The sequence below is a fragment of the Nostoc sp. genome (genome assembly GCF_036917415.1).
GTDB lineage: Bacteria > Cyanobacteriota > Cyanobacteriia > Cyanobacteriales > Nostocaceae > Nostoc.
Window position 1 is genome coordinate 110,815 of record NZ_JBALDJ010000021.1, and the last position, 21,127, is coordinate 131,941.

19 protein-coding genes and 1 pseudogene are annotated in these 21,127 nt (G+C 41.3%); 10 read left to right on the forward strand and 10 right to left on the reverse strand.

Going from position 1 to position 21,127, the window contains the following annotated elements; all coding sequences use genetic code 11:
• Nucleotides 1-420 precede the first annotated feature (420 nt).
• Nucleotides 421-759 (reverse strand): annotated as a pseudogene (gene nifH / locus V7K41_RS02555) (nitrogenase reductase); the annotation flags it as partial.
• Nucleotides 760-1,185: 426 nt separating this feature from the next.
• Complete coding sequence (locus V7K41_RS02560; protein WP_334845577.1) at nt 1,186-2,478, reverse strand: substrate-binding domain-containing protein; 1,293 nt, start codon at nt 2,476-2,478, stop codon at nt 1,186-1,188.
• A 541-nt stretch (nt 2,479-3,019) separates the two neighbouring features.
• Between V7K41_RS02560 and V7K41_RS02565 the strand changes: the two genes are divergently transcribed.
• The 3 genes from V7K41_RS02565 (at nt 3,020) to V7K41_RS02575 (ending at nt 3,992) form a co-directional block, all read left to right on the forward strand.
• Complete coding sequence (locus V7K41_RS02565; protein WP_334845578.1) at nt 3,020-3,385, forward strand: hypothetical protein; 366 nt, start codon at nt 3,020-3,022, stop codon at nt 3,383-3,385.
• Between the two features lie 99 nt (nt 3,386-3,484).
• Nucleotides 3,485-3,859, forward strand: a complete 375-nt coding sequence (locus tag V7K41_RS02570) for a hypothetical protein (protein ID WP_334845579.1) — start codon at nt 3,485-3,487, stop codon at nt 3,857-3,859.
• Nucleotides 3,825-3,992, forward strand: a complete 168-nt coding sequence (locus V7K41_RS02575) for a hypothetical protein (RefSeq protein ID WP_334845580.1) — start codon at nt 3,825-3,827, stop codon at nt 3,990-3,992. The genes V7K41_RS02570 and V7K41_RS02575 overlap by 35 nt, the downstream gene beginning before the upstream one ends.
• A gap of 59 nt (nt 3,993-4,051) precedes the next feature.
• Here V7K41_RS02575 and V7K41_RS02580 read toward each other — a convergent pair whose 3' ends face one another.
• Nucleotides 4,052-4,273, reverse strand: a complete 222-nt coding sequence (locus V7K41_RS02580; protein ID WP_334845581.1) for a hypothetical protein — start codon at nt 4,271-4,273, stop codon at nt 4,052-4,054.
• Between the two features lie 113 nt (nt 4,274-4,386).
• On the opposite strand from V7K41_RS02580, the gene V7K41_RS02585 reads away from it, so the two are divergent.
• The 3 genes from V7K41_RS02585 (at nt 4,387) to V7K41_RS02595 (ending at nt 8,100) form a co-directional block, all read left to right on the forward strand.
• Complete coding sequence (locus tag V7K41_RS02585) at nt 4,387-5,028, forward strand: hypothetical protein (protein ID WP_292856419.1); 642 nt, start codon at nt 4,387-4,389, stop codon at nt 5,026-5,028.
• Between the two features lie 10 nt (nt 5,029-5,038).
• The gene (locus V7K41_RS02590; RefSeq protein ID WP_334845582.1) at nt 5,039-5,845 is read left to right on the forward strand and encodes a pentapeptide repeat-containing protein; all 807 of its coding nucleotides are present in this window, start codon (nt 5,039-5,041) and stop codon (nt 5,843-5,845) included.
• A gap of 809 nt (nt 5,846-6,654) precedes the next feature.
• Nucleotides 6,655-8,100, forward strand: coding sequence for a PQQ-dependent sugar dehydrogenase (locus tag V7K41_RS02595; protein WP_334845583.1), 1,446 nt, complete (start codon nt 6,655-6,657; stop codon nt 8,098-8,100).
• 394 nt (nt 8,101-8,494) lie between these two features.
• On the opposite strand, the gene V7K41_RS02600 is transcribed toward V7K41_RS02595, so the two are convergent.
• Together V7K41_RS02600 and V7K41_RS02605 are read right to left on the reverse strand one after the other, a co-directional pair.
• Entirely contained in the window at nt 8,495-9,850 is a 1,356-nt protein-coding gene (locus tag V7K41_RS02600; protein WP_334845584.1) for a (Fe-S)-binding protein, read from the reverse strand.
• Between the two features lie 56 nt (nt 9,851-9,906).
• Nucleotides 9,907-11,256 carry an FAD-binding oxidoreductase gene (locus V7K41_RS02605; protein WP_334845585.1) on the reverse strand — a complete coding sequence of 450 codons (1,350 nt, stop codon included), beginning with the start codon at nt 11,254-11,256 and terminating at the stop codon, nt 9,907-9,909.
• A gap of 229 nt (nt 11,257-11,485) precedes the next feature.
• Here V7K41_RS02605 and V7K41_RS02610 point away from each other — a divergent pair, with 229 nt between their 5' ends.
• Nucleotides 11,486-12,808, forward strand: a complete 1,323-nt coding sequence (locus tag V7K41_RS02610; RefSeq protein WP_334845586.1) for an FAD-dependent oxidoreductase — start codon at nt 11,486-11,488, stop codon at nt 12,806-12,808.
• Between the two features lie 154 nt (nt 12,809-12,962).
• Nucleotides 12,963-13,721 carry a red chlorophyll catabolite reductase gene (locus tag V7K41_RS02615; protein ID WP_334845587.1) on the forward strand — a complete coding sequence of 253 codons (759 nt, stop codon included), beginning with the start codon at nt 12,963-12,965 and terminating at the stop codon, nt 13,719-13,721.
• A 127-nt stretch (nt 13,722-13,848) separates the two neighbouring features.
• Here the strand turns inward: V7K41_RS02615 and ssuE are convergent, their stop codons facing one another.
• Genes ssuE through ssuD form a run of 3 tightly spaced genes read right to left on the reverse strand, consistent with a single transcriptional unit; the run spans nt 13,849 to nt 16,280 of the window.
• Nucleotides 13,849-14,415 (reverse strand): NADPH-dependent FMN reductase, encoded by a 567-nt coding sequence (gene ssuE, locus V7K41_RS02620; protein WP_334845588.1) that lies wholly within the window; start codon nt 14,413-14,415, stop codon nt 13,849-13,851.
• Nucleotides 14,416-14,435: 20 nt separating this feature from the next.
• Nucleotides 14,436-15,050 carry a beta-class carbonic anhydrase gene (locus V7K41_RS02625; protein WP_334845589.1) on the reverse strand — a complete coding sequence of 205 codons (615 nt, stop codon included), beginning with the start codon at nt 15,048-15,050 and terminating at the stop codon, nt 14,436-14,438.
• A 27-nt stretch (nt 15,051-15,077) separates the two neighbouring features.
• Nucleotides 15,078-16,280 (reverse strand): FMNH2-dependent alkanesulfonate monooxygenase, encoded by a 1,203-nt coding sequence (gene ssuD / locus V7K41_RS02630; RefSeq protein ID WP_334845590.1) that lies wholly within the window; start codon nt 16,278-16,280, stop codon nt 15,078-15,080.
• A gap of 629 nt (nt 16,281-16,909) precedes the next feature.
• Between ssuD and V7K41_RS02635 the strand changes: the two genes are divergently transcribed.
• Together V7K41_RS02635 and msrB are read left to right on the forward strand one after the other, a co-directional pair.
• Nucleotides 16,910-17,296: an MgtC/SapB family protein gene (locus V7K41_RS02635; protein WP_442943104.1), complete on the forward strand. Its 387-nt coding sequence runs from the start codon at nt 16,910-16,912 to the stop codon at nt 17,294-17,296.
• Nucleotides 17,297-17,657: 361 nt separating this feature from the next.
• A complete protein-coding gene (msrB, locus tag V7K41_RS02640) occupies nt 17,658-18,152 on the forward strand; it encodes a peptide-methionine (R)-S-oxide reductase MsrB (RefSeq protein WP_334845591.1) in 495 nt (164 codons plus the stop codon).
• Between the two features lie 570 nt (nt 18,153-18,722).
• Here the strand turns inward: msrB and V7K41_RS02645 are convergent.
• Together V7K41_RS02645 and V7K41_RS02650 are read right to left on the reverse strand one after the other, a co-directional pair.
• Nucleotides 18,723-19,166 carry a DoxX family protein gene (locus V7K41_RS02645; protein WP_334845592.1) on the reverse strand — a complete coding sequence of 148 codons (444 nt, stop codon included), beginning with the start codon at nt 19,164-19,166 and terminating at the stop codon, nt 18,723-18,725.
• 444 nt (nt 19,167-19,610) lie between these two features.
• Nucleotides 19,611-20,873 carry an NAD(P)/FAD-dependent oxidoreductase gene (locus tag V7K41_RS02650; protein WP_334845593.1) on the reverse strand — a complete coding sequence of 421 codons (1,263 nt, stop codon included), beginning with the start codon at nt 20,871-20,873 and terminating at the stop codon, nt 19,611-19,613.
• Nucleotides 20,874-21,127: the final 254 nt, after the last annotated feature.

The window sequence follows — 21,127 nt, forward strand, 5'->3', positions numbered from 1 at the left end:
AACTAGGTTAGAGAAGGAGAAAACAAAAACACGAACTAGACTATTAAAGTATTAATGTTGCTCTGTAGACCTTGAGAAATTAGTGTTAGCACGGTGAAGTTGAAACAAACAAAAGTTAAGATTGGCTATTCCATTACCTCTATTTTAAAGGATTTTTTAGGAGTGATGAGTGCTGAGTCCTGAGTAAGAAGTAATGAATAAGTAGTACTAATGAATCTTCCTACTCTCAGCCGAGGCATTCGCTACTCAGAACTAATTTGATGCTTAGTCGGTCTAATTTTACTTTTTACTCAGCACGGGCTAAACCTTAGCTCTCCGCTAATGTTACTCAGCACTCAGAACTGTTTCGGTGAGAGGGTGGGCTATTTTTGCCCACCTGATATTTACTCTGGATTTAACACCTGAGTCTAAACAAGAACTTTACTTCTTCTCGCTACCGGAAACTATTTCTACATTTACTTTTTTTAGAGCTTCTAGTGCTTCGCCTTGGGCATCTTCTAGCTTCTTCTCACCATCTGCTTGAGCGTTGGCGGCACCTGTCAGTTTTGCAGCATTTTCTTCGCTTTCGAGAATACCAAATTCAATCAACAAATCTTCTAGCTCGTCCATCTCAATGGGTGTGGGAACAGCGAGATTTGTATTGTTGATAATCTTGTCTGCTAGTGTACGGTATTCATTAGCTTGTCCACTGTCAGGTGCATACTCGTTCACCGTCATCCGACGCAATTCGGCGTGTTGCACGATATTGTCACGGGGGACGCGGTAGTAATACCAATTAGAAAAAAGAAAGCGAGAAATAGACCATTTGTAGAGACGCGATTCATTGCGTCTTTACCCAAGTACAGCAGTTTTCGTTTGGATGAAGTACAAAGTCACTAGTTTTGAGGCAGGAGGCAGAAGCCAGGAGGGAGAAGAATAATTTAATTTTTGAGTCCTCGGTTTTGTACCTCACTTAGTTGCAAACTGGTGTATGTGTTGCAGTCATGAATTGAATTGGTATAATACCAATTGGAAAAAAGCTACAGGTTCCAAGCCGGAAACCCAAATTCAATCCGAATTACGAATTCAGCACTATCAGTTGTTGTAATCTCCTGAAGGTTGCTCATACCTAAAGAGTGGTTGCAGCAGGATTTAAATTTACGCCAAGTTATCCTTTAAGCACACAACCAACCATTGCAATCTACTCTAAACAGTCGCTACAACTTCCCCGATTTTGCTGATATCGTAACCGCCGAGAATTTCAAATTGTGAGTGAACCATCCGATGTCCCAAAGTACTGAGCAACTGCTGTACAGGTGCTTCTTCCAAATATTCTTTGAGAATCACCAAATCATATCGTGACTGATGTAAAGGGATAAATCCCAACCCAAAAGCGGTAGCTACAGCTCCCGTACTCATACCAGCATCGGCAACTCCTCTGACTACAGCTTGGGCAACATCTTGGTGACTTTTGAGTATATTGTCAAAGCCCTGAACAGCATCGAACGGTATCTGCTCTTTTTGGAGTGTTTGTTCCAAAAGCATCCGACTACCGGAACCTATTTCGCGATTGACAATAGTCACTTCCCCTGCAACTAAGTCAGTAACTGTTCTAATTCCCATTGGGTTCCCTGACTTCAATAAAAGTCCTTCCTCCCAGACACCAAGGGTAATCAGAACTGCTTCCTTGCCAGCCAGAACATCTCGAACAAAGGGAGTATTATACTCCCCAGTTTTAGGATCGTACAGATGCATCCCAGCGATGTGCGCTTCACCTCTGCATAGACTGTGCAATGCGGCCATGCTATTGGCGAAGTTATATTGGACTCGCAATTGGGGATGCCAGCGTTCAGTGGCTCTTGCCCATAGTGAAATCACAGGTGCACAACCAGCAATCACAACGGTGTTGTGGAGTGTGTCGAGATTATCGTCTAGTAGCCTGACTCGAACTTTATTTGTACCTGTTTGGCTAGTACTTTCACCCTTCGGGTGACGCTTGTTCCTCGCTACCGCTGACGCTAACGACAGTTTGCTTATGCCGGGCAACCCTTTCGGCAGTTCCTCCTGGGGGAAACCCCCATCGCTCTTAGCGTCTCCCCTTGGGAGAAGATCGGACTGCCTCACCACCGCAACTGTCTCACCATCAGCCGGAATCATATCTTGGCGAAAAGCATCCTTGCCAATTAAGGGATAAGCTATCCATTGTCCTCCCACATGAGCCATGCTAACTCGTAGCTGCTGACCATTAGGAACAGGTTTGGCAAGAACGGCTTCAATTTCAGGTAAATCCCGTTCTAACCAGAATAGATCCTCAACTTGACAGCCAAGCGCTTTGGCCAAGCGAAGTGTTATGGCTACTGAGGGAGCATATTGCCCCGACTCTACACCACTAATAGTTTGACGAGTCACATTAGCAATCTTAGCCAAATCTTGTTGGCTCATGCCTAAGCGAGTTCTAATGGACTTCAAGTTATTACGGAGGTCACTATCCTGCTTCATTGGCTTTGTCTGTTAGTTTCAAAAAGCCGTAGCGGATTTAACAAAATATCTGCCAAGGCGAAAGTGTAGTCTTTGAGTTTATATCATTTCTCTTTGACGACATGAATGTGCTTTCGCTGTCTTGATTCCACATATAAAAAGACTATCACAGAAATTGCCAATTTGCTTGCAAAGCGCAAATTATTTTTGCGGGTGTTTGCTTTTTACCTACTATCTTGGCTTAAAAACCCCAAATTCCAATAAACAGAGCATTTATCAGCAGTAAAAGTTTCCCAATTAAATTGGTAAATAGTAATATTTAATACAGTTTTAGAGATTAGTTTCAGCTTTGATGCTTGATAGACGAGTAATACAAACAGTAGAAAACATACGAAGCAATTTTGCTTTTTGGGGTAAATTTTGCCCTGACGAAAAATTACCTATTTGACTAAAGTAAATATGCACGTAGCATCAGCAAAAAATTGCTGTTTTATTTTTTGCACAATCAATTAGGTATCTACCAAAGTATGCAATATATAGCAACAAACTAATGGAGAGAGTAATGATTACCGAAGAAGACTTAGCCCAGCAATTTAACGTAATTATTGAACACACTCATCCACGGGTGTGGAAACTGTTAAGCCAATGTTATGTGAAGATAATCAATCCTCATCCTCACTTAACAAGAGTGAATATAAAAATATGCATCCGTCAGTCAAAATACATTGGTATTTATTGCCCTGATAGACTAATTAGTGCTGTAGGAGAGCAAAAAAACCTACTTAAAGAAGTAGCAGAATACTTGGGGCTAGTTGAAGTCGTTTGCTTAAATGCCAATAACTTGATGCGCGATCCCCTCTCAAATATCAAGCAAGCTTATCCCCAGTTGTGGTTAGACTTGTTGTGGATTGTCACTCAAGAACAATAACCTAGTAAATCTGATTTTTCTGCAAGATTCAATCTGCAAAAAATCAAAATTACCAATCTTCATCGCAGCTTCGTTATTTTTGAAGCTTGCCAAAACCTTATGAATCAACCATGCTTACATCCAGATGATTTGCCTTCACCTCAAACAATCAAGGTGAGTGAAATACTATTCAGACAGCTTGAAGAAGCAACCAAAAAAAGCTTTTTTTTAGCGTGCGATCGCATGACACGAATTTTGTTATCAAGTTGTCATTGGTATTTCCAAATCAACAGTGGCGTTTTGATGTTGATCGTGATTTGTAATAATATGGAAAGTTATCGCAATATCATGAAAACTGTTTCCCAATTTGCTAACCACTTAAAACAGTTTGCCAATAGAGCTAAAATTACTGTCAGTTCTCCAATTGACAAAGGTATTCCGTGGGTACTCAGCATAGATAATGTCTTACCTGAAGGTGACTTGCCCAGTACCTGATAAATCAACCAGGAAAATCGCGATCGCCTCTTTTCCCGAACATTGGCGATCGCGCCAAAAAAGCCCGTCAAGCCTCTCCCCAAGCACGGCAAGCTGTTTAAGTGCTTTGGGAGAGGCTTATTTGCCTGATTAAGAGGATAGGAGAGGAAGTTACGGGCGTTTGTAAAAATACTTTAGGAAAAACAAGTTGAGCTAGAAAGAGCCATATTCATTGGTATCTAATCCTTGTGGTTCCGGTTGGGAGATGTTGGGGAAATATTTGGGGTAAAACTGGGGTAATGTAAAAGAGTCAAGATGTTTACAAAGCAGCTGTGTTAAACAAAAATTATGTCGTCCGATCGAAGTAGATTTTATCCCAAGACGACGATGGTCTTCTAAATAAGCATTAGCTTCTATAATTGCGATTTGACACACGGGTGTAGATCCGTTTAACGGATTTTGCGCTCCTTTATACCCTATATTGTCAAGTTAGGCACTTATATCTTGCATATAGATAACTTTTACCCTCACGACTGGAGAGCAAAATCTTGGGCATAGAATTACGCAGTTTCGTATTTCTCGACAGCCTGCAACCTCAACATGCAGCATATATGGGAACAGTAGCCCAAGGCTTCTTACCATTACCAGGAGATACATCACTGTGGATTGAAATCTCTCCTGGTATCGAAATTAATAAAATTACGGATATAGCCCTAAAATCTGCCTCTGTCCGTCCGGGAGTACAGGTAGTTGAACGACTATACGGACTATTAGAAGTTCATTCTAGCTCCCAAGGCGAAACCAGAGCTGCTGGTCAAGCTATTTTGGCGGCACTGGGAGTCCGAAGAGAGGAATGTCTGAAACCGCGTGTTATTTCTAGTCAGATTATCCGTAACATCGATGCTTATCAAACACAACTGATTAATCGCACCCGCCGGGGACAGCTACTACTAGCAGGTCAAACGCTGTATGTATTAGAAGTGGAGCCTGCTGCTTACGCCGCACTGGCTGCCAATGAAGCGGAGAAAGCAGCGAGGATTAACATTCTTGAAGTTCAAGCTGTAGGTAGCTTTGGACGGCTTTACTTAGGTGGACAAGAACAGGATATTTTAGCAGGAGCAGCGGGAGCATTAACGGCCATTGAAAGTGTCGCTGGTCGGGTAAATTCTTTGGGTGGGCGTCAGGAGTGAAGGAGAGAAAATGGCAAATCGAGAGCATCTAACTTTACTCAAAGCAGGTGCAGTTAGATGGATTGAATGGAGAAAGAAAAATCCCCAGATTGAACCAGACCTCAGCGCCGCTAATCTGCAAGGCGATAATCTCAGAGGCGCGAACCTCCAAGGGGTAAACTTGAGAAGAGTCGATTTGAGTAATGCTTTACTTGTGCGAGCAAACCTCAGTGGTGCTGACCTCAGTAGTGCCAACCTCTACAAAGCCTTCCTGAATGAAGCTAACCTGAGTGCGGCTAACTTCAGTGTTGCTAACTTGAGTGGCGCTATACTTACGCAGGCAGATTTGAGTCATGCCAATTTGATTGGAGCTGACTTGAGTGGGGTGGATCTTAGAGGCGCTGCGATCGCATCTGCTAATCTAATTGGCACTGATTTAAAAGGCGCTAACTTGAGAGATGCCGATTTAGGTGCAGCGAAGTTGATTCGCGCTAACCTCACTTTTGCCAACCTTATTGAAGCTAACTTGATTGCGGCTGACCTCAGTGAGGCGAGTTTATACGAAGCAGAAGTTTTAGGGGCTTATCTTTACAAAGCTGATCTATACAAAGCTAATCTGACCAAGGCTCACCTCAGTGGTGCATACCTATTGCAAGCTAACCTAAGTGAAGCTGACTTGAGTCAAGCTAACTTAAGTTGGACTAACCTTAGAGGCGCAAATCTGGCAGGGGCGAATCTCAGAGGAACTAACCTTAGAGGAGCCGACATTCGGGGAGCTAACCTCAAGGGCGTAAATCTTCAAGAAGCAATTATGCCTAACACTTCAACACATCATTAGTTTACAAGAACAAGGAATTGAGGTTTAAATTCATTTTTTGGGGCATTTTTTCGCACAAAAAATATATAACATTTATGTAAAGTTTAACTTTTATTAAGCTCAAAATGTTTTGGATAATCTATCAATTTAACTTATGTATTTTCAGAGGTATTTCTTTAATAGAAAAAGCATTTTTTTCCAAACTAAAATTGATATTGAAACCTAACTTAATGAAAATGTCGTATTAAGCTAAAAAAATTTGTAATTTTTACTAAAAAAATAGTGTTTTTTCACAAATACTTAATTAAACTTTATAAAACATTTTAACATTACTAAAAATTAAACAATTTGCATTTTGAAGATTTGGTAAAGAATTTGACGTTACCTTTTATTCATGATAATAAATAATTAGAAGAGAGTTGAAAATAAAAAAGCCTGGGGAAAATAAATAATTAAAATAGATTAATTTTGATTCAATTACTTATCATTTGCATATCAACTTACCAAATCAATAACTAATATTTTCTCAGTGTATTGGTATTAATTCGGTTAGCAAAGACATCTGTATTTAAACTTAGGGTTGTAATTCATCAATATTGAACTTATGAAAAGTTCTTTGACTGAGGCCGAACTTAGAGATTAGTTAGTAGAAATTAAAGAAAAATAATAAATATGGAAGTTATTTACGGTAATACATCTCCTGACATAGTAAATGAGACTTCGGGAGATGAGACGATATATATGGTTGGGCTAATAGTGGTAACGCTATTTTTTTCTATCATCTAGAGTATTTAGAAACAAAATTAACTGACTAATTTATCAAGAAACTCATGAATAACACTAAATTATTTAACCAAGTGAAAGGCCGATTGATCGGGAAGTTTGCTACTAAAACGCTGTTATTTACAATAACACTGTTATTCACAATAGTTTTATTAAATCATAGCACTACTGGACTAAATGTTGTACCACAAACCATGCGTCCTGATATTAAGGTTCGCAATATTATTAATACATTATCAGTCTCTCCTTCTGTTCGGATTGTAAAAGATCCACGAAACAATACCCTTTATTACCTCAAACTAAATGGTGAGATTTATCAAGTCGATTTAGATTCTTCTACTAAAACACTTGCGTACAATTCTAGTAATCATAATTTAAGTGAAACTCAAGGTATGGCCATTGGCCCTAACGGCACAATTTATTTAGTTGGCAATGCAGACCTTGTGAATAACCAGACTAAAGCAATTATTGTTAAAGGTGTAATTAATTCGAGTACAGGAAAGCGTATCTGGTCCATTTTAGCTAAGAGTGCAGACTATCCCAAAAGCAAAACAGCTTATGACCATCGGTTCAACGGTGTGGTTGTTAGCCTGGATGGTAAATTTATCTATGTGAATAGCGGTTCTCGTACCGATCATGGTGAGGTTCAGTCTGTTGATGGTCTATATCCCAATACTCGCGAAGTCGGATTAACCGCTTGTATACTCCGTCTTCCTAGTAATGGCAACAATCTCTTTCTGGCAAACAATCGAGCAACTTTAAACACAGCTGGCTATATTTTTGCAGAAGGAATACGCAATACTTTCGATATGGCTTTTGCGCCCAATGGGGATTTGTTTGGCACAGAAAATGGGCCAGATCGCGATATGTCAGAAGAATTAAATTGGCTACGTTTAGGTGGTAATTACGGCTTTCCTTGGCGTATTGGTGGGACAGACAATCCACAACAATTTACTAATTATAATCCTGCCACTGACCGATTGTTAAGCCCTCAATTTAACGCCATTCAAAAGGGCTACTATCGTAACGATCCAACCTTTCCTATTCGACCTACTGGAAATTTGATTGAACCAATTCCTAATCTTGGCCCGGACGCAGATAATTACCGCGATCCTGTAGATGGAAAAATCAAAGATGCCAGTGTTCTTGGACAAAGTATTAGCACTTTTACAACACACCGTTCTCCTTTAGGATTAGTTTTTGATACACAAGGAGTAATGAGTCGAGAATTTAACAGAGATGGATTTATGTTGAGTTGGACACCAGGCGACCCCACTGGCGAAACACTAATAGGCCCTTTTAAAGATGCTAGCCAAGACCTACTGCATTTAAAGTTAACTAAAGTAGGAAATACTAACTATAAACTTAACGCTACGCGCCTTGTCACAGGTTTTAGTAATCCCATTGATGCTGAGATTATTGGCAATAAGATTTATGTTCTAGAATATGGTGGAAATCAAGGAATTTGGGAAGTCTCTATGCCTACCAAGTAAAACATTAGACCTCTTGCACGAATACAAAACTAGCCCACCCTGCGGGAAGCGAGCTACATCCCCCAACCCCTTCTCCCAAAATTGGGAGAAGGGGAGTCCTCACCCTAAATCCCTCTCCCAAGCTTGGGAGAGGGATTTAGGGTGAGGGCTTTTGATTCATGCAAGAAGTCTATTACTTAGTCCTCTGGAGTGCTACCTCCAGTCAGACACTGAGTCAGAGATTCAATGAATGCATTCCCAGTCTGAGACTGGGAAGAGGAACGAGGAAAATCTTATCAAGCTAGGTTTTTAGGACTTCTGCATACACTGTAGGCAAGCGAGAAGGGGAGTAAAAACGTAGCATTGGCTCTTTGGTTTAAAATCAATGACAAAATGTCCAACCCACAAAAAATGTCTACAATTTCAACTTTTCACCGCGAATCGAATAATCTAACAACTCCATCGGGTGAATAACTGAAATCTTCTTACCTTGCAACTGCAAATGTTTAGTAATTTGCAAAGTACACCCCGGATTAGCAGAAGCAATTAACTCAGCACCAGTATTCAACAAATTCTGTACTTTTTGCTGACCCAATTCTTCAGAAACTTCTGGTTGCAGCATATTATAAACTCCGGCACTGCCACAACACAAAGCTGCATCTATTGGTTCTCTCAACTTCACCCCTGGAATTTGTCGCAACACTTGACGCGGTTGGACGCTAATCTTTTGTCCGTGCAATAAATGACAAGCATCTTGATAAACTAAATTCAATGGTTTATCAGTTAGCGGTGAAAGTTTTGCCGTTAACCCAACAGTTGCCAAAAATTCTTGAGCATCTTTAACTTTAGCGGCAAAATCCTTTGCCTTTTCTCGATATTCTAGGTCATCTTCTAAAATATGACCGTACTCTTTTAAAGTATGACCGCAACCAGCAGCATTAATAATCACGAAATCTACATCTGTTTTGGCAAAACTATCAATCATCTGTCTTGCTAAAGCTTTCGCCTGTTCTGTTTGTCCTTGGTGTTCGGGAAGTGCTGCACAACAACCTTGAGATTTGGGAATCACAACTTCACAACCATTCGCTGTTAAAACGCGAACTGTCGCTTCATTCACTGGTGAGAAAAACAGCCGTTGGACGCAACCCAAAATCACCCCAACGCGATACCGCTTTTCACCTTTAGCAGGAATCACAGTCGGCAAATTATCTTGAAAAGATTTGAGAGTAATTTTTGGCAGAATTGATTCCATTGCTGCCAAACGGGGCGATATTTTATTGAGTAAACCCGTAGACCGAAAGAATTTAGCAAACCCCAACTTTTGATAAACCAACAACGGAACTAATAAAATCCGTAAAAGATTGGGATAGGGAAATAGAGAAAATATCAGTTGTCGAAAAAATTGGTCTGGCAAACTGCGGGGATAATTTCGTTCAACTTGATGACGAGTTGCAGAAATTAACTTGTCATATTGCACGCCAGAAGGACAAGTACTCACACAAGCAAGACACCCTAAACAAGAATCAAAATGTTCTACTGTTGCCGTATTGAGAGCAATTTCACCCTCATTAATCGCATCCATTAAATAGATGCGTCCTCTAGGAGAATCCATCTCCTTACCAAGTACCCGATAACTGGGACAAGTCGAAAGACAAAATCCACAATGTACACAACTATCAATCAACTTCGAGTCAGGCGGATGACTCTCATCAAAGCCATTCAAATTCTTTAAACTTGCCGTATTATTAACAGAATTTTTTGAAACTTGCATATTTCTCTTTTTCCCCTCTCTATCTCAGCGTTCTCTGTGTCTCTGCGGTTTGTTTCTTAAATTCCACCCACAAACCGACCAGGACTTAAAATATTCTTACTATCAAACTGTTCCTTAATACGGCGCATCAACGGCAAAGCATTCCCCGTATAACCCCAAACATCTATTTGTTCTTTAACCGCCATTGGTGCTGACAAAATTGTTAAAAAACCTTTATGAGTTTGAGTGCGTAGGCGCAGCCCGCCGTAGGCATCGCCTCCAACAAAACCTAGCCTATCGCGCACTTCCAAAACCTGATTTTTATCCTCTAATTGTAACAAACCTAAACCACTACTAATATGAATTAAACCCAACTCCACCTGAGTCAAAATCTCCACAGCAGCAGTAGGCAACACTCCTATTTTGCAGGTAATTACTGATTCTGTAGCATTAGTATGTATTAGTTTTTGCAATCTCTGCCATAGATTAGCTTCATCAACATCGGCAAAAATTGCCCCATCTAAGCCCAACTTTTGCCCAACTTCCAAAACTCGGTTTGACTGTTCCTTAACACTCTCACTAATACTTTGAAAGCGAGCAATTAATCCCAGTCCTTCACCCAATCCTAAACTAGACACCAATTTAGTTGATAGCAAATCAGCCTGAACTGGTGTTAACGCCGAACCTCGAAGGATATCAGCCGCTTCAGATACAGCCTCAGCTTTCCCAGTTAGTACCACCGTTCCCGATGCCTCTGCTAGCGGATACAGGCGAAAAGTAAGTTGACTAATAAAGCCTAATGTGCCATAAGACCCCGTAAGCAACTTCATCAAGTCATATCCGGCGACATTTTTAACTACTCTTCCCCCAGCTTTGGCGACTTGTCCATCAGCACGCACAAAGCTAATACCTAATAACTGGTCGCGCACACTACCATAGCGTTGCCGCAGAGAACCTGTATCACCGGTGGCAACAATACCGCCAATGGTTGCTGACTCTGATGCTGTGGGATCGAGGGCGAGAAATTGCCGCGATTTTGCCAAAAGTGCTTGTAAATCGGAGAACTTCATCCCAGCTTCTACTGTGACAGTTAAATCGCCAACAGCGTGTTCAATCAGTTGGTTAATGCGTTCTGTACTAACTACAACATCAATGCCCTTAACTAAACCGCCCCAGTTGAGTTTACTGCCACTACCACAGGGGAGGACGCGCCAGTTGTTTGTGTGAGCTGTGGCGATGACTGCGGCTAGCTGTTGTTGGGTACGCGGATAGACAATACAACTGGGAAGCTTTCCAGAAGCCATAGCCTGTTGAATACGTTTTTGTTGATCTAGTTCGATATTTTCCCAAAAGCAAACAGCATTTTCTTCGCCGACGATAGATGCAAAATCAGAAGCGCAGACGCCTTGCGGCTTGTCGTTAGACATCGCTTTTATTTAGTTTATTTATTTTACGCCCTACATTTAATTTAACGTGAGTTCGACGCGGTGAATTGACTGTGGTAGTAGATTAGGGATGATCAAGTGAGATTGCATATTTCCGAAGCTTTGTCACTATATCCCTCTCAAGACCAATGAAAAATGTATTAGAGGATGTAAAAATTTTTAGTGTTATTAAGTATTATGATTATTTAACTAATGCGGAAGTCATAGAATTATGGTCAAGAAAGTAGTTATTGTAGGTGCTGGACCTTGCGGACTTCTGCTTGCTCACTATTTGTTAAGTCGTGGCGACAAATACGAAATCGACATTTATGAACGTCGCAGCGACCCTAGAATTGTTTCATTCTCTACATCCAGAACCTACCCTATCTCTCTGAACGAAAGAGGAATGAGAGCTTTAAGAAAAATTGAGGGTTTAGAGGAAGCGGTCAAATCCAGAAGTTTGGAGGTGACAGGAACGATTTTTCACCAAAAAAACGGTAAGACACGGTTGACACCAAGAAATAAATCTCTCTTTACGCTTGACCGCACTAGCTTGGCAATTGTGCTACTAGAAAATTTCAACCAAAAGTACGACAAGAGTAAACTCAACTTGAACTTCAACTCTCAATGTACTTCTGTGGATTTTGTGGCAAAGACAGTAACATTGAAAAATATTGTGGAAGCCTCTCGGGTTGGAGGAAAACATGAGTTCACTGTTGACTATGACCTGTTAATAGGTGTAGATGGAGCAAATTCTCAGATAAGAGAGAATTTTTTTGCTACAAAAAACTTTGAGTGCGAGCAGAAATATGTCCCTAATGACTATAAATCGATTTTCCTACCTCGTCCCAATGAAAATTCAGGTATCAACCTGGAACAAGGCAAAATTCATTCTTGGATACTAAAAGATAGTACGCTGATAGTACTATTACATCAACAAGATGGAAGCATGAGTGGAGTCGTTTTATTTCTCCATAAAAAAAATCAAGTAGTTAATCTTTCCAACACAGAAGAAGTTCTCACATTTTTTCAAAAGAATTTCCCAGAAGTTTATCAGATGATGCCCAGGGAAGAAGCTGAAGCTTTCCTCACTAGACCTGTATCAAGAATTTTAACAATTCGTTGTAACCGTTATCACCAAGGTGATAGTGTCCTACTCATGGGAGATGCAGCACATGCCGTATCTTCCTCTATTGGTCAAGGTTGCAATGCGGCACTTGAAGATGTTGTCTTATTTGACAACCTTTTAGACGAGTATTCTGACAATATTGGGGAGGTTGTTGAACAATTTACTGTTCGCCGTAAGCAAGATGCTCACGCCTTAGTTGAGCTTGGGGATAACGCATTTCCCTCGACTATGGGATTATTTATTGAATTTATATTGAGAGAAAGTATTACCAAAACTCTGCACAAACTGTTTCCTCATCGCTTCTCACCTTCACTATCTGATCTAATATTTGAAACCATAGTTCCCTATTCAGAAATTTTAAACTCATACAAAGGTTGGATATCCAAAGTGAAAAAATCAAATACCAAATTGTCAACGAACTTGTAGCAATTGGCGAGTTGACATCATAATGTAAATAAATAAATTACATTTATCCTCACAAAATTGGTACTCATTATCCCAGATTTGCTTAGTTTTTAGAATTAAGAAGCAATCATGAAAGTTTTTATTGTTCATGCTCAATGTACCAGCAAAAAAAACAATGATTTACCAACAACTCAACTCAGATAATACTTCTATATTTGAGCAGTTATGGACTATTACAAACCAATTGCGACAAAAGCTAGAGAATCGTTTTCAGCTAAATCCAGCACATTCTATAAATGATTTAAATAGCTACAGGAGCATTGACGGTAATTTTCAGGGTTCACTTAAGGCTTTTTCTGGTACGGAAATTGATTGGCTAGTGCATGTGTTGTCGCATAACGAAAAGTCAAATTTTAGTGTTATGCGTCTGACTGTTTGGTTAGGTTCCCACATCCGTGTTCCCCATCTAACGTTTGAGTTTGGTACGCTTCCAGATATTTTCTTTTATTTAGATTACATTCCTCGAACCGATTTATTGACAGACCTGGACTATCTGGAACGCTACTATGAGCCTGTTAATCAGTTATTCCTAAATTTGCAGCAAGAACCAAGTCTTTCAATGTACACCAGTAAGAGCGTCTATATTCGTCAATTCATGTCGCCTATCAGGTTATGCTATACAAGTCCTGCCACAAATGATACAGTCAACCTCATTCGTACATTTGCCAACGAAATGCTCGAACGCTGGATAAACTGGGTAGACGAAGCGGAGCCTGTGGCAGAAGATATACGGACTGCTTTGGCAGAACGTGACTTGTTTTTGCGCCGTAGTAGTGCTGAACAAGACCCAGGGAATAAGTTAGCAGAGCAGATGTTTGGTAAAGAATTGACTGATAAAGTAGTACAGGCATTATGGGGAGGAGATAGGAATTAATCTTGCTATAAAGGTGCAATTTATGAGAAGAAATTTATGTGGCTTTGATTAACTTTTAAAAAAAAGGTAGCAGATGGGTAGAAATTACCCGTCTGCTACAAGCAAACGGAGGTATAAACTTGATTATTTAATTGGCATGAACCAATTCTTGAGGTGCTGCGGCATCATATTCTACAGCTTTAACAAATTCCTTGAGAACGTCTTTGAGTCTTTGCTCAATTTCCTCATCTAATAGAACGCTGTTATCAGCTTGTCGTTGAATTTGTTTGTCTACTGCATAAATAGTAGCTAGGATATGCCGCGCTCCTAATTCAGATAACACAGGTTTCAGAGCATATTCAATTGCCAATAAATGAGCGATCGTTCCACCCAGAGCAATTGGTAACACAGGTTTACCTGTTAATGATTTTTGTGGCAGCAAATCTAGAAATGTTTTTAGCACTCCTGTGTAAGCAGCTTTGTAAATTGGGGTGGCAATAATCACACCATCTGCTTTTGCTAATAAAGCTTTTGGCTGTTCTAAAGCTTGGCTCTCGTATCGTCCAAAAACTAAATCTTCAGCAGGCAAATCGCGAACTGAAATAATATCTACGTGCAAGCCTTCTTGTTGTAAAAGGTTGGCAGTGTATTCAACAACACCATAGGTTCTAGATGGATGGGTTGGACTACCTGCGATCGCTAAAATATTTGTCATTCAATTAAACTCCCAATTTCTCAAACGGGTTCAGTATGTTTTGCAGTTTTGGTCTTCATAGCTGATGCTGTGTTCACCTTCTCACTCAGACGTTTGTAGGGATGGCGCAAACTCATACTCTCTACTTCCCAGATGTAGCCATGAATAACTACATCTTGGGGAATTAAAGGAGAATTGCGCAGTAATTCCACCTGCTGTGTGCAGATTTCATCCACATCGGTAAAGGTTTTGATCCATTTAGAAAAAACGCCTTTTGGTAGCTTTAATTCTGGCAAAGCAGGATCGACACTAACTCGATCTACGTCAATACCTTGATTTCGCAATACCTCACTGAGAAAGTCTCCTGATGCTGTCATCATGCCACATTCGGTATGATTAATGACGATGATTTCTTGGGTGCCAAAAAACTGTGTAGTTAACATCGCTGACCGAATCGCATCATCTGTAACTAACCCCCCAGCATTACGGAAAATATGAGCATCTCCTTCACCAATTCCTAATGCTTTCTCCACTGGTAAACGTTCATCCATGCAAGCTAGCACCCACAAGCGTTTATTATTAGGTACTCCCAATTGACGACGCAATGCCCACGCTTCTTTTTCTGAGATTTTTTGGTCGATTTGTTGGTGCAGCATGGCTGTTAATCTCCTAGTTCATAATTACTAGGATATGGACGTTGCTCTTTCTTGAGGCTTTTGCTTAGGGAAATCTTCATTTGCCACAATCTCACCAAATGGACTTAAGACATATTGCTTCTCCACTGCGGGCAAATTCTCTAATGGCAGATGGGGAAATAGAAGTTCTGCAACTCGATAAGCTTCCTCTAGGTGGGGATAGCCAGAGAGGATAAAAAACTCAACACCCAAAGAAGCGTATTCTAATATTCTGGCAGCTACGGTTTGGGGATCGCGTACTAAGGCTGTTCCCGCACCACCCCGGACTAAACCTACTCCCGCCCATAGGTTCGGGCTAATCTCTAATGCTTCACCATTACCGTGGTGTAATTGAGTCATTCGCTGTTGTCCAACTGAATCCATCCGGGCATAAGCTTTTTGGGCTTTAGCGTAGGCGTAGCCCGCCGCAGGCATCGCCTCATCATCTACATACTTAATCAATTGATTCGCCGCATCCCAAGCTTCACTCTCGGTTTCCCGCACAATCACATGTAGGCGAATCCCAAACTGCAAAGTTCGGCCTTGTGTTTCTGCAAGCCTGCGAACTGATGCAATTTTTTCGGCTACTTGCGCCGGTGGTTCGCCCCAAGTCAGATAGACATCTATATGCTTGGCAGCAATTTTTTGGGCGATGGCAGAGGAACCGCCAAACCACAAGGGCGGATATGGCTTTTGGACAGGTGGAAACAGCAGTTTACCATCCTGAATGTTGAGATAGTCGCCTTGAAGATTGGCTTGTTCACCACTAGCGTAGGCGTAGCCCGCCGTAGGCATCGCTCGCCATACTGTTAAAAATTCATCTGTTAATTCATAGCGCTGATCGTGATCCAAATGCAAGCCATCTCCCGCCAATTCTACGGGATCGCCACCTGTCACGACATTAATCAGCAAGCGTCCCCCAGAGAGGCGATCGAAAGTCGCCGCCATCCGCGCTGCCACTCCAGGCGATACCAAGCCGGGACGAATCGCCACCAAAAAACGCATCTGTCGCGTCAGTGATACCAGTGTTGACGCTACAATCCAAGCATCTTCGCAAGAACGTCCCGTGGGTAGCAATGCCCCTGTATAACCAAGGTCATCCACCGCTTGGGCAATCTGCCGCAGATAAGGAAAGCTTACTGCCCGTCCGCCTGTAGCAGTTGCAAGGTAACGTCCGTCGCCGTGGGTTGGGATGAACCATAGTAGCTGCATGAATCCTGTCCTTTTAAACTACGGCAAATAGATAAAATTACCGTATTTTATTTATAGTTTTTAGAGTATCACATATTCTACTTAACCAAGCAAGAAGTTTTTCAGAAAACTCCGGTATCTCTATCAGACCAATGTATATTAGGCAGTGTTCAATAAGCTAGCAATCAAAAAAATGGGCATTAGTCATTAGTCATTAGTCATTAGTCATTAGTCATTAGTCATTAGTCATTTGTTATTGGTTATTAATTCTTCTCCTAACTCCCTCATCTCCCCTTGTCCCCTTCTTTCTGTCTCTAGGGAGAATACAGCAGTGGCAGCTTTGTGTATATTAGTTTACTTATGCCTAAGCTTTTATTAAATTAACCTTAATGTACGACAAGCTGATTGACTTAATGTACTTAGTTTTCAGCTAGAAACGTAGGTGGGTAGCTATCGAGTCCACTGGCAATAGGCGCAAAATTCCGTTCTGTCTCTAGGAGAAATAATGCAATGGGGCCAATGTTTATTGCTGCCAACGATTGGCCACATATAGCGTTTAGATTGTCTTTGGCGCTCTTAGTTGGTTGCTTGATTGGATTTAACCGTCAGCAAGGGGGTAGACCAGCAGGGATGAGAACATTTTCGTGAGTATGGGTGCAGCACTATTCGTGATGATTCCTTTGCAGGCTGAGGGCGAGAGTCCCTATGCTGCTACTAATGCACTGAGTCGCACAATTCAAGGTGTAGCTACCGGGGTTGGATTTCTCGGAGCCGGATTGATTTTACAAGAGTCTCCAAGAAAATCTGCAACGCCAAAAGTAAAGGGTTTAACTACAGCCGCCTGTATCTGGACAGCGGCCGGATTGGGGGCTGCAATTGGTTGTGGTCTGTGGCAAATGGGATTATTGGGAGGCTTACTGACTCTGATTACCCTAAGTGGGGTGAAGCGGCTCAATCGTGTATTTGTATTTCTGACGAGTCAGGGTAAGCAGGGGATTACTCAGGATCTCACAACCACCTCTGATGAAGATGATTGATTAGACCTCTTGCAATAAGTCCCTAACACCCCACCCCCAACCCCTCCCCAAGGCATCGGGGAGGGGAGCGTTTGCTTTACTCAAATGCGGGGTGGGGTTCTTTATTTTTGATTTATGCAAGAGGTCTATTATCTATCGTTATGCTCTAGTTGAAAACTATACTTGTATTGTCCAAAATTAGGTCAAATCGATCGGATTGCCGCCTAGTATTTTATTAAAAAATAATTTGTTGTTTCTTAGCAAATTTTAATCAGTTTATCAGGGCTGATTCAGAGCGATCGCTGATTATAGTCATTCATGTAGGGAATTCCGTACTGGAGTTGATTGGCCAGGGAACCGGAAAATAGAAAATAATAGATATATGGACAAACGCTATTTTTTACAAGCTAGTGCAGTCATAGTCGGCACAGCATTGTTATCAAGGTATATCAATAGGGGGTCACAAGCAATGACAACTTCTAATAGTGGATTTGAAGTTACCAAACCAGAGTCAGAATGGCGCACGATTTTAACGCCAGAACAGTTTAATGTTTTGCGTAAACATGGAACTGAACGCCCTTACACCAGCTCATTGGATAAGGAATACGACCAAGGCACTTATTATTGTGCCGCCTGTGAACTACCACTGTTTACATCTGATACCAAATTTAATAGTGGTACTGGCTGGCCTAGCTTCTTTAATCCCATTGAAGGTGCGATCGCTACGACTGTAGACAAGTCGTTGTTTATGACCAGAACTGAAGTACATTGTAGTCGCTGTGGTGGTCATCTGGGTCATGTTTTTGATGATGGCCCTGCACCCACTGGTAAGCGCTACTGCATGAACGGTGTTTCGCTGAAGTTTGATCCTGCTTGATAAGTTGCGTAGACGTAGCCCGTTGTGACATCGCATACACAACCTAAATCATCAGATTTTGGAGCTTGACCAAGGGTGAATAAATTTTTGACAATAACTTTTCCTATTCAGTGCTAATGGACTAAGTATTGTCAATTTAAGGAAATGCAACTCTTGGTCTTCGCTATAACTATTTACCTAAATCGTCCTATTTGTTTGGGTCTTTTTTCTCCTTTTTGTCTTTGGGATCTTTTTTAGGTTTTTTAGCTTCTTTATTACTTTTTCTTTCCTTCGACATCAGCGTTCTCCAACTAGGTGAATCAGTAAAAGCTTTCCCATTCTGCCGTCAGGAAATCAGGATATTACTTACCTGATATTTTTTTATGGCAAAAAAGAAAGTATCAGACATAAATGCTACTAACTACCATGATACGATGTTGTTTGATTTTCTTCTGAGAGCCTTTTCATCTATTTGAACCACAATCTACTAGTAGGGGCGTACAGGTAGCTGTGCGCCCCTACTAATTTACTAATATTTCTTTATTTTAAAGTACTATGATTGGGTAAACGATTCTGTAGGCGACGTTTTATTCAAAAGTTATTCCTAAAGAAGTTGACCCTACCTTGTTCACGATTCGCTCCTGAGTCTACAAGGTTTTGTCTCTTTTTTCTCCAGCGATCGAGGGAGTAAATATTAAAGCTGCTACCTGCAAGCAAGATAAACAGCACAATCCCGTAAGAAAGCATCGAAGTAGCTGCACCCCAGTTTTGTATCGATGTCACCCCCAACTTCAGAACGATCATTAGGACAAAGGTGACAATCAAAGCGCTTCTGGTTGCTAACCCAAGTGTAATCAACACGCCTACAATTAACTCTACAGGAGGCACTAGGTAAGAATTGATTCTCACCAGAAATTCTGGAAAATAAGAATCTGCTAGTTCTTTGACAGTATCTTCAGCGAATCCAGGGATGTTGAAAATGCGAGTGAATCCGTGATTAAAGTAATTCACACCGATGAGAATTCGCAGCAACAAATAGGCGATCGCAACATCTTTTGATTTGAGACTAATGTAGTTTCTATAGCGGTTCCCATTCAGATGCAGTACAACATTACATCACGAGTGTAGGGGCACGGCACTGCCCATTGGTGTCAACTTAACGCTAAACCCGCTTGGTGAAGACATTTTGCCCTCACCCCCAGCCCCTCTCCCAAGAGAGAGGGGAGCTAGACATTCAATTCCCCTTCTCCCTTGGGAGAAGGGGTTAGGGGATGAGGGCGTGAGGGATTTACAAAACGCCTGTCTGATATAGTTTTCGGCTGAAGTTGACACGCATGGGCACTGCCGTGCCCCTACGGGTGTACCTCACGTAAACGAGAACCGCTATATTTTTAGTCATTGCCTGAACTCAAACTATGGTACGCCGACTGTAATTGATTTCAATAGGAGAAATTGGGAAGCACTTAGCGGTTTTGAGAGCTAACGTTCTTTCATAGACAGAATTAAGCGAACTGAGCGATCGCCGAAGAAGTAAGTGTGAAGCCAAGTAAGTAATACTAGGAAACGACTGCGATGGCCAGGAAGATATACTAAATGAACTCCTAGCCACATCAGCCAAGCCAAGCATCCCGTAAAGGCAAATGCGCCAATTTTTCCTACACCTGAATAACAGCCAATAATCGCTAATCTTCCCTTATTGAAATAGCTAAAATGCTCTGGTGATTTACCTCGAAATTGCCGCTGAATATTTCGGGCTACAGCAACACCCTGCTGAAGTGCCTCTGGTGCAACCCCAGTTAATGGTTTACCGTTCTGTTCGATATATGCCAGATCCCCAATGGCATAAATATTGGGTTGCTCTAGCAATTGTAGGGTGGGATGAACAAGTAACTTTCCCTTATTTGCTGAAGATACCTCCTCTGATGTTGTAGGAGAGTTTGCTTCTAACCCCGCAGTCCAAATGACGGTTGCAGTTGCTATTACCTCATCGTTTTGCAGATGTAAAGATTCAAAAGTCACTCTAGTCACTTTTGTTTGCAGATAAACCTCCACTCCTAGCTGATGTAATCGTTTGTAAGTGTAAGCTCCCAACTTCTTTGGCAGATCGGCCAATAAGCGATCGCCAGATTGCACGAGAATCAACCTGACTTGCTGCAAAAGTGTCGGATAATCTCGACGCAAGTGGCCTCGAAGCATTTCAACGAAAGCACCTGCAACCTCAACACCCGTTGGCCCGCCGCCAACGATGGTAAACGTCAGCAATTGTTGGCGTCGTAATGAATCAGATTCCTGGATAGCTCTCTCAAAACAAGAGTAAATATGATTTCGGATTGCTATTGCTTCTTCTAGCGTTCTCATCGAGAAAGCATATTCTAAAGCTCCAGGAACTCCCAAAAACTGGGTTTGGCTTCCAGTTGCAAGCACAAGAAAGTCATAGGTGATTGAACTACTATCTGTTTCAACAGTTTGCCTTGAAAAATCAATTTGCTCAACCTCAGCCATCAAAAACTGCACCTTAGACTTATTCCGTAGGAAAGAGAATCGCCGTAATATTGTGCGGATAGGGTAAGCAATGTACTCAGGTTCTAATTGACCTGTCGCAACCTGATACAACAACGGTACAAAGGTGTGATAGTTGTTGCGATCGATTAACAATACATCTGCACCAGAATCAGCTAAAGATTGAGCAGCTTGCAACCCACCGAATCCAGCGCCAACAATGACAACGCGGCGACTGTTCATTCTTCCCCTCTTGATTTAGCTAGTCGGTCAAGTTATTAACTGTTAATATATTGGTAACAAATTATTGATAGTGCCATCAGATTTCAGTATTAAACCTCGTCGATTTTGAAACCTGGAGTTTTTAAGCAGAGTATATTATTCGGTCGTAGCTTGAGTTATGAGCTTTACTCTAATTCCAAAAAACTATAGTTTTCAAGGTAGACGCGGTTTAGTAGCAAAATCAAAGCAGCGCTTCTGTAAAGAATTGGAGGAGT

Excerpts from the sequence above, each read along its gene's own strand:
- V7K41_RS02560 (WP_334845577.1), bottom strand. The coding sequence starts at position 2,478 with ATGAAGCAGGATAGTGACCTCCGTAATAACTTGAAGTCCATTAGAACT.
- V7K41_RS02565 (WP_334845578.1), top strand. The coding sequence starts at position 3,020 with ATGATTACCGAAGAAGACTTAGCCCAGCAATTTAACGTAATTATTGAA.
- V7K41_RS02570 (WP_334845579.1), top strand. The coding sequence starts at position 3,485 with ATGAATCAACCATGCTTACATCCAGATGATTTGCCTTCACCTCAAACA.
- V7K41_RS02575 (WP_334845580.1), top strand. The coding sequence starts at position 3,825 with ATGTCTTACCTGAAGGTGACTTGCCCAGTACCTGATAAATCAACCAGG.
- V7K41_RS02590 (WP_334845582.1), top strand. The coding sequence starts at position 5,039 with ATGGCAAATCGAGAGCATCTAACTTTACTCAAAGCAGGTGCAGTTAGA.
- V7K41_RS02595 (WP_334845583.1), top strand. The coding sequence starts at position 6,655 with ATGAATAACACTAAATTATTTAACCAAGTGAAAGGCCGATTGATCGGG.
- V7K41_RS02600 (WP_334845584.1), bottom strand. The coding sequence starts at position 9,850 with ATGCAAGTTTCAAAAAATTCTGTTAATAATACGGCAAGTTTAAAGAAT.
- V7K41_RS02605 (WP_334845585.1), bottom strand. The coding sequence starts at position 11,256 with ATGTCTAACGACAAGCCGCAAGGCGTCTGCGCTTCTGATTTTGCATCT.
- V7K41_RS02610 (WP_334845586.1), top strand. The coding sequence starts at position 11,486 with ATGGTCAAGAAAGTAGTTATTGTAGGTGCTGGACCTTGCGGACTTCTG.
- V7K41_RS02615 (WP_334845587.1), top strand. The coding sequence starts at position 12,963 with ATGATTTACCAACAACTCAACTCAGATAATACTTCTATATTTGAGCAG.
- ssuE (WP_334845588.1), bottom strand. The coding sequence starts at position 14,415 with ATGACAAATATTTTAGCGATCGCAGGTAGTCCAACCCATCCATCTAGA.
- V7K41_RS02625 (WP_334845589.1), bottom strand. The coding sequence starts at position 15,050 with ATGCTGCACCAACAAATCGACCAAAAAATCTCAGAAAAAGAAGCGTGG.
- ssuD (WP_334845590.1), bottom strand. The coding sequence starts at position 16,280 with ATGCAGCTACTATGGTTCATCCCAACCCACGGCGACGGACGTTACCTT.
- V7K41_RS02635 (WP_442943104.1), top strand. The coding sequence starts at position 16,910 with ATGGGTGCAGCACTATTCGTGATGATTCCTTTGCAGGCTGAGGGCGAG.
- msrB (WP_334845591.1), top strand. The coding sequence starts at position 17,658 with ATGGACAAACGCTATTTTTTACAAGCTAGTGCAGTCATAGTCGGCACA.
- V7K41_RS02650 (WP_334845593.1), bottom strand. The coding sequence starts at position 20,873 with ATGAACAGTCGCCGCGTTGTCATTGTTGGCGCTGGATTCGGTGGGTTG.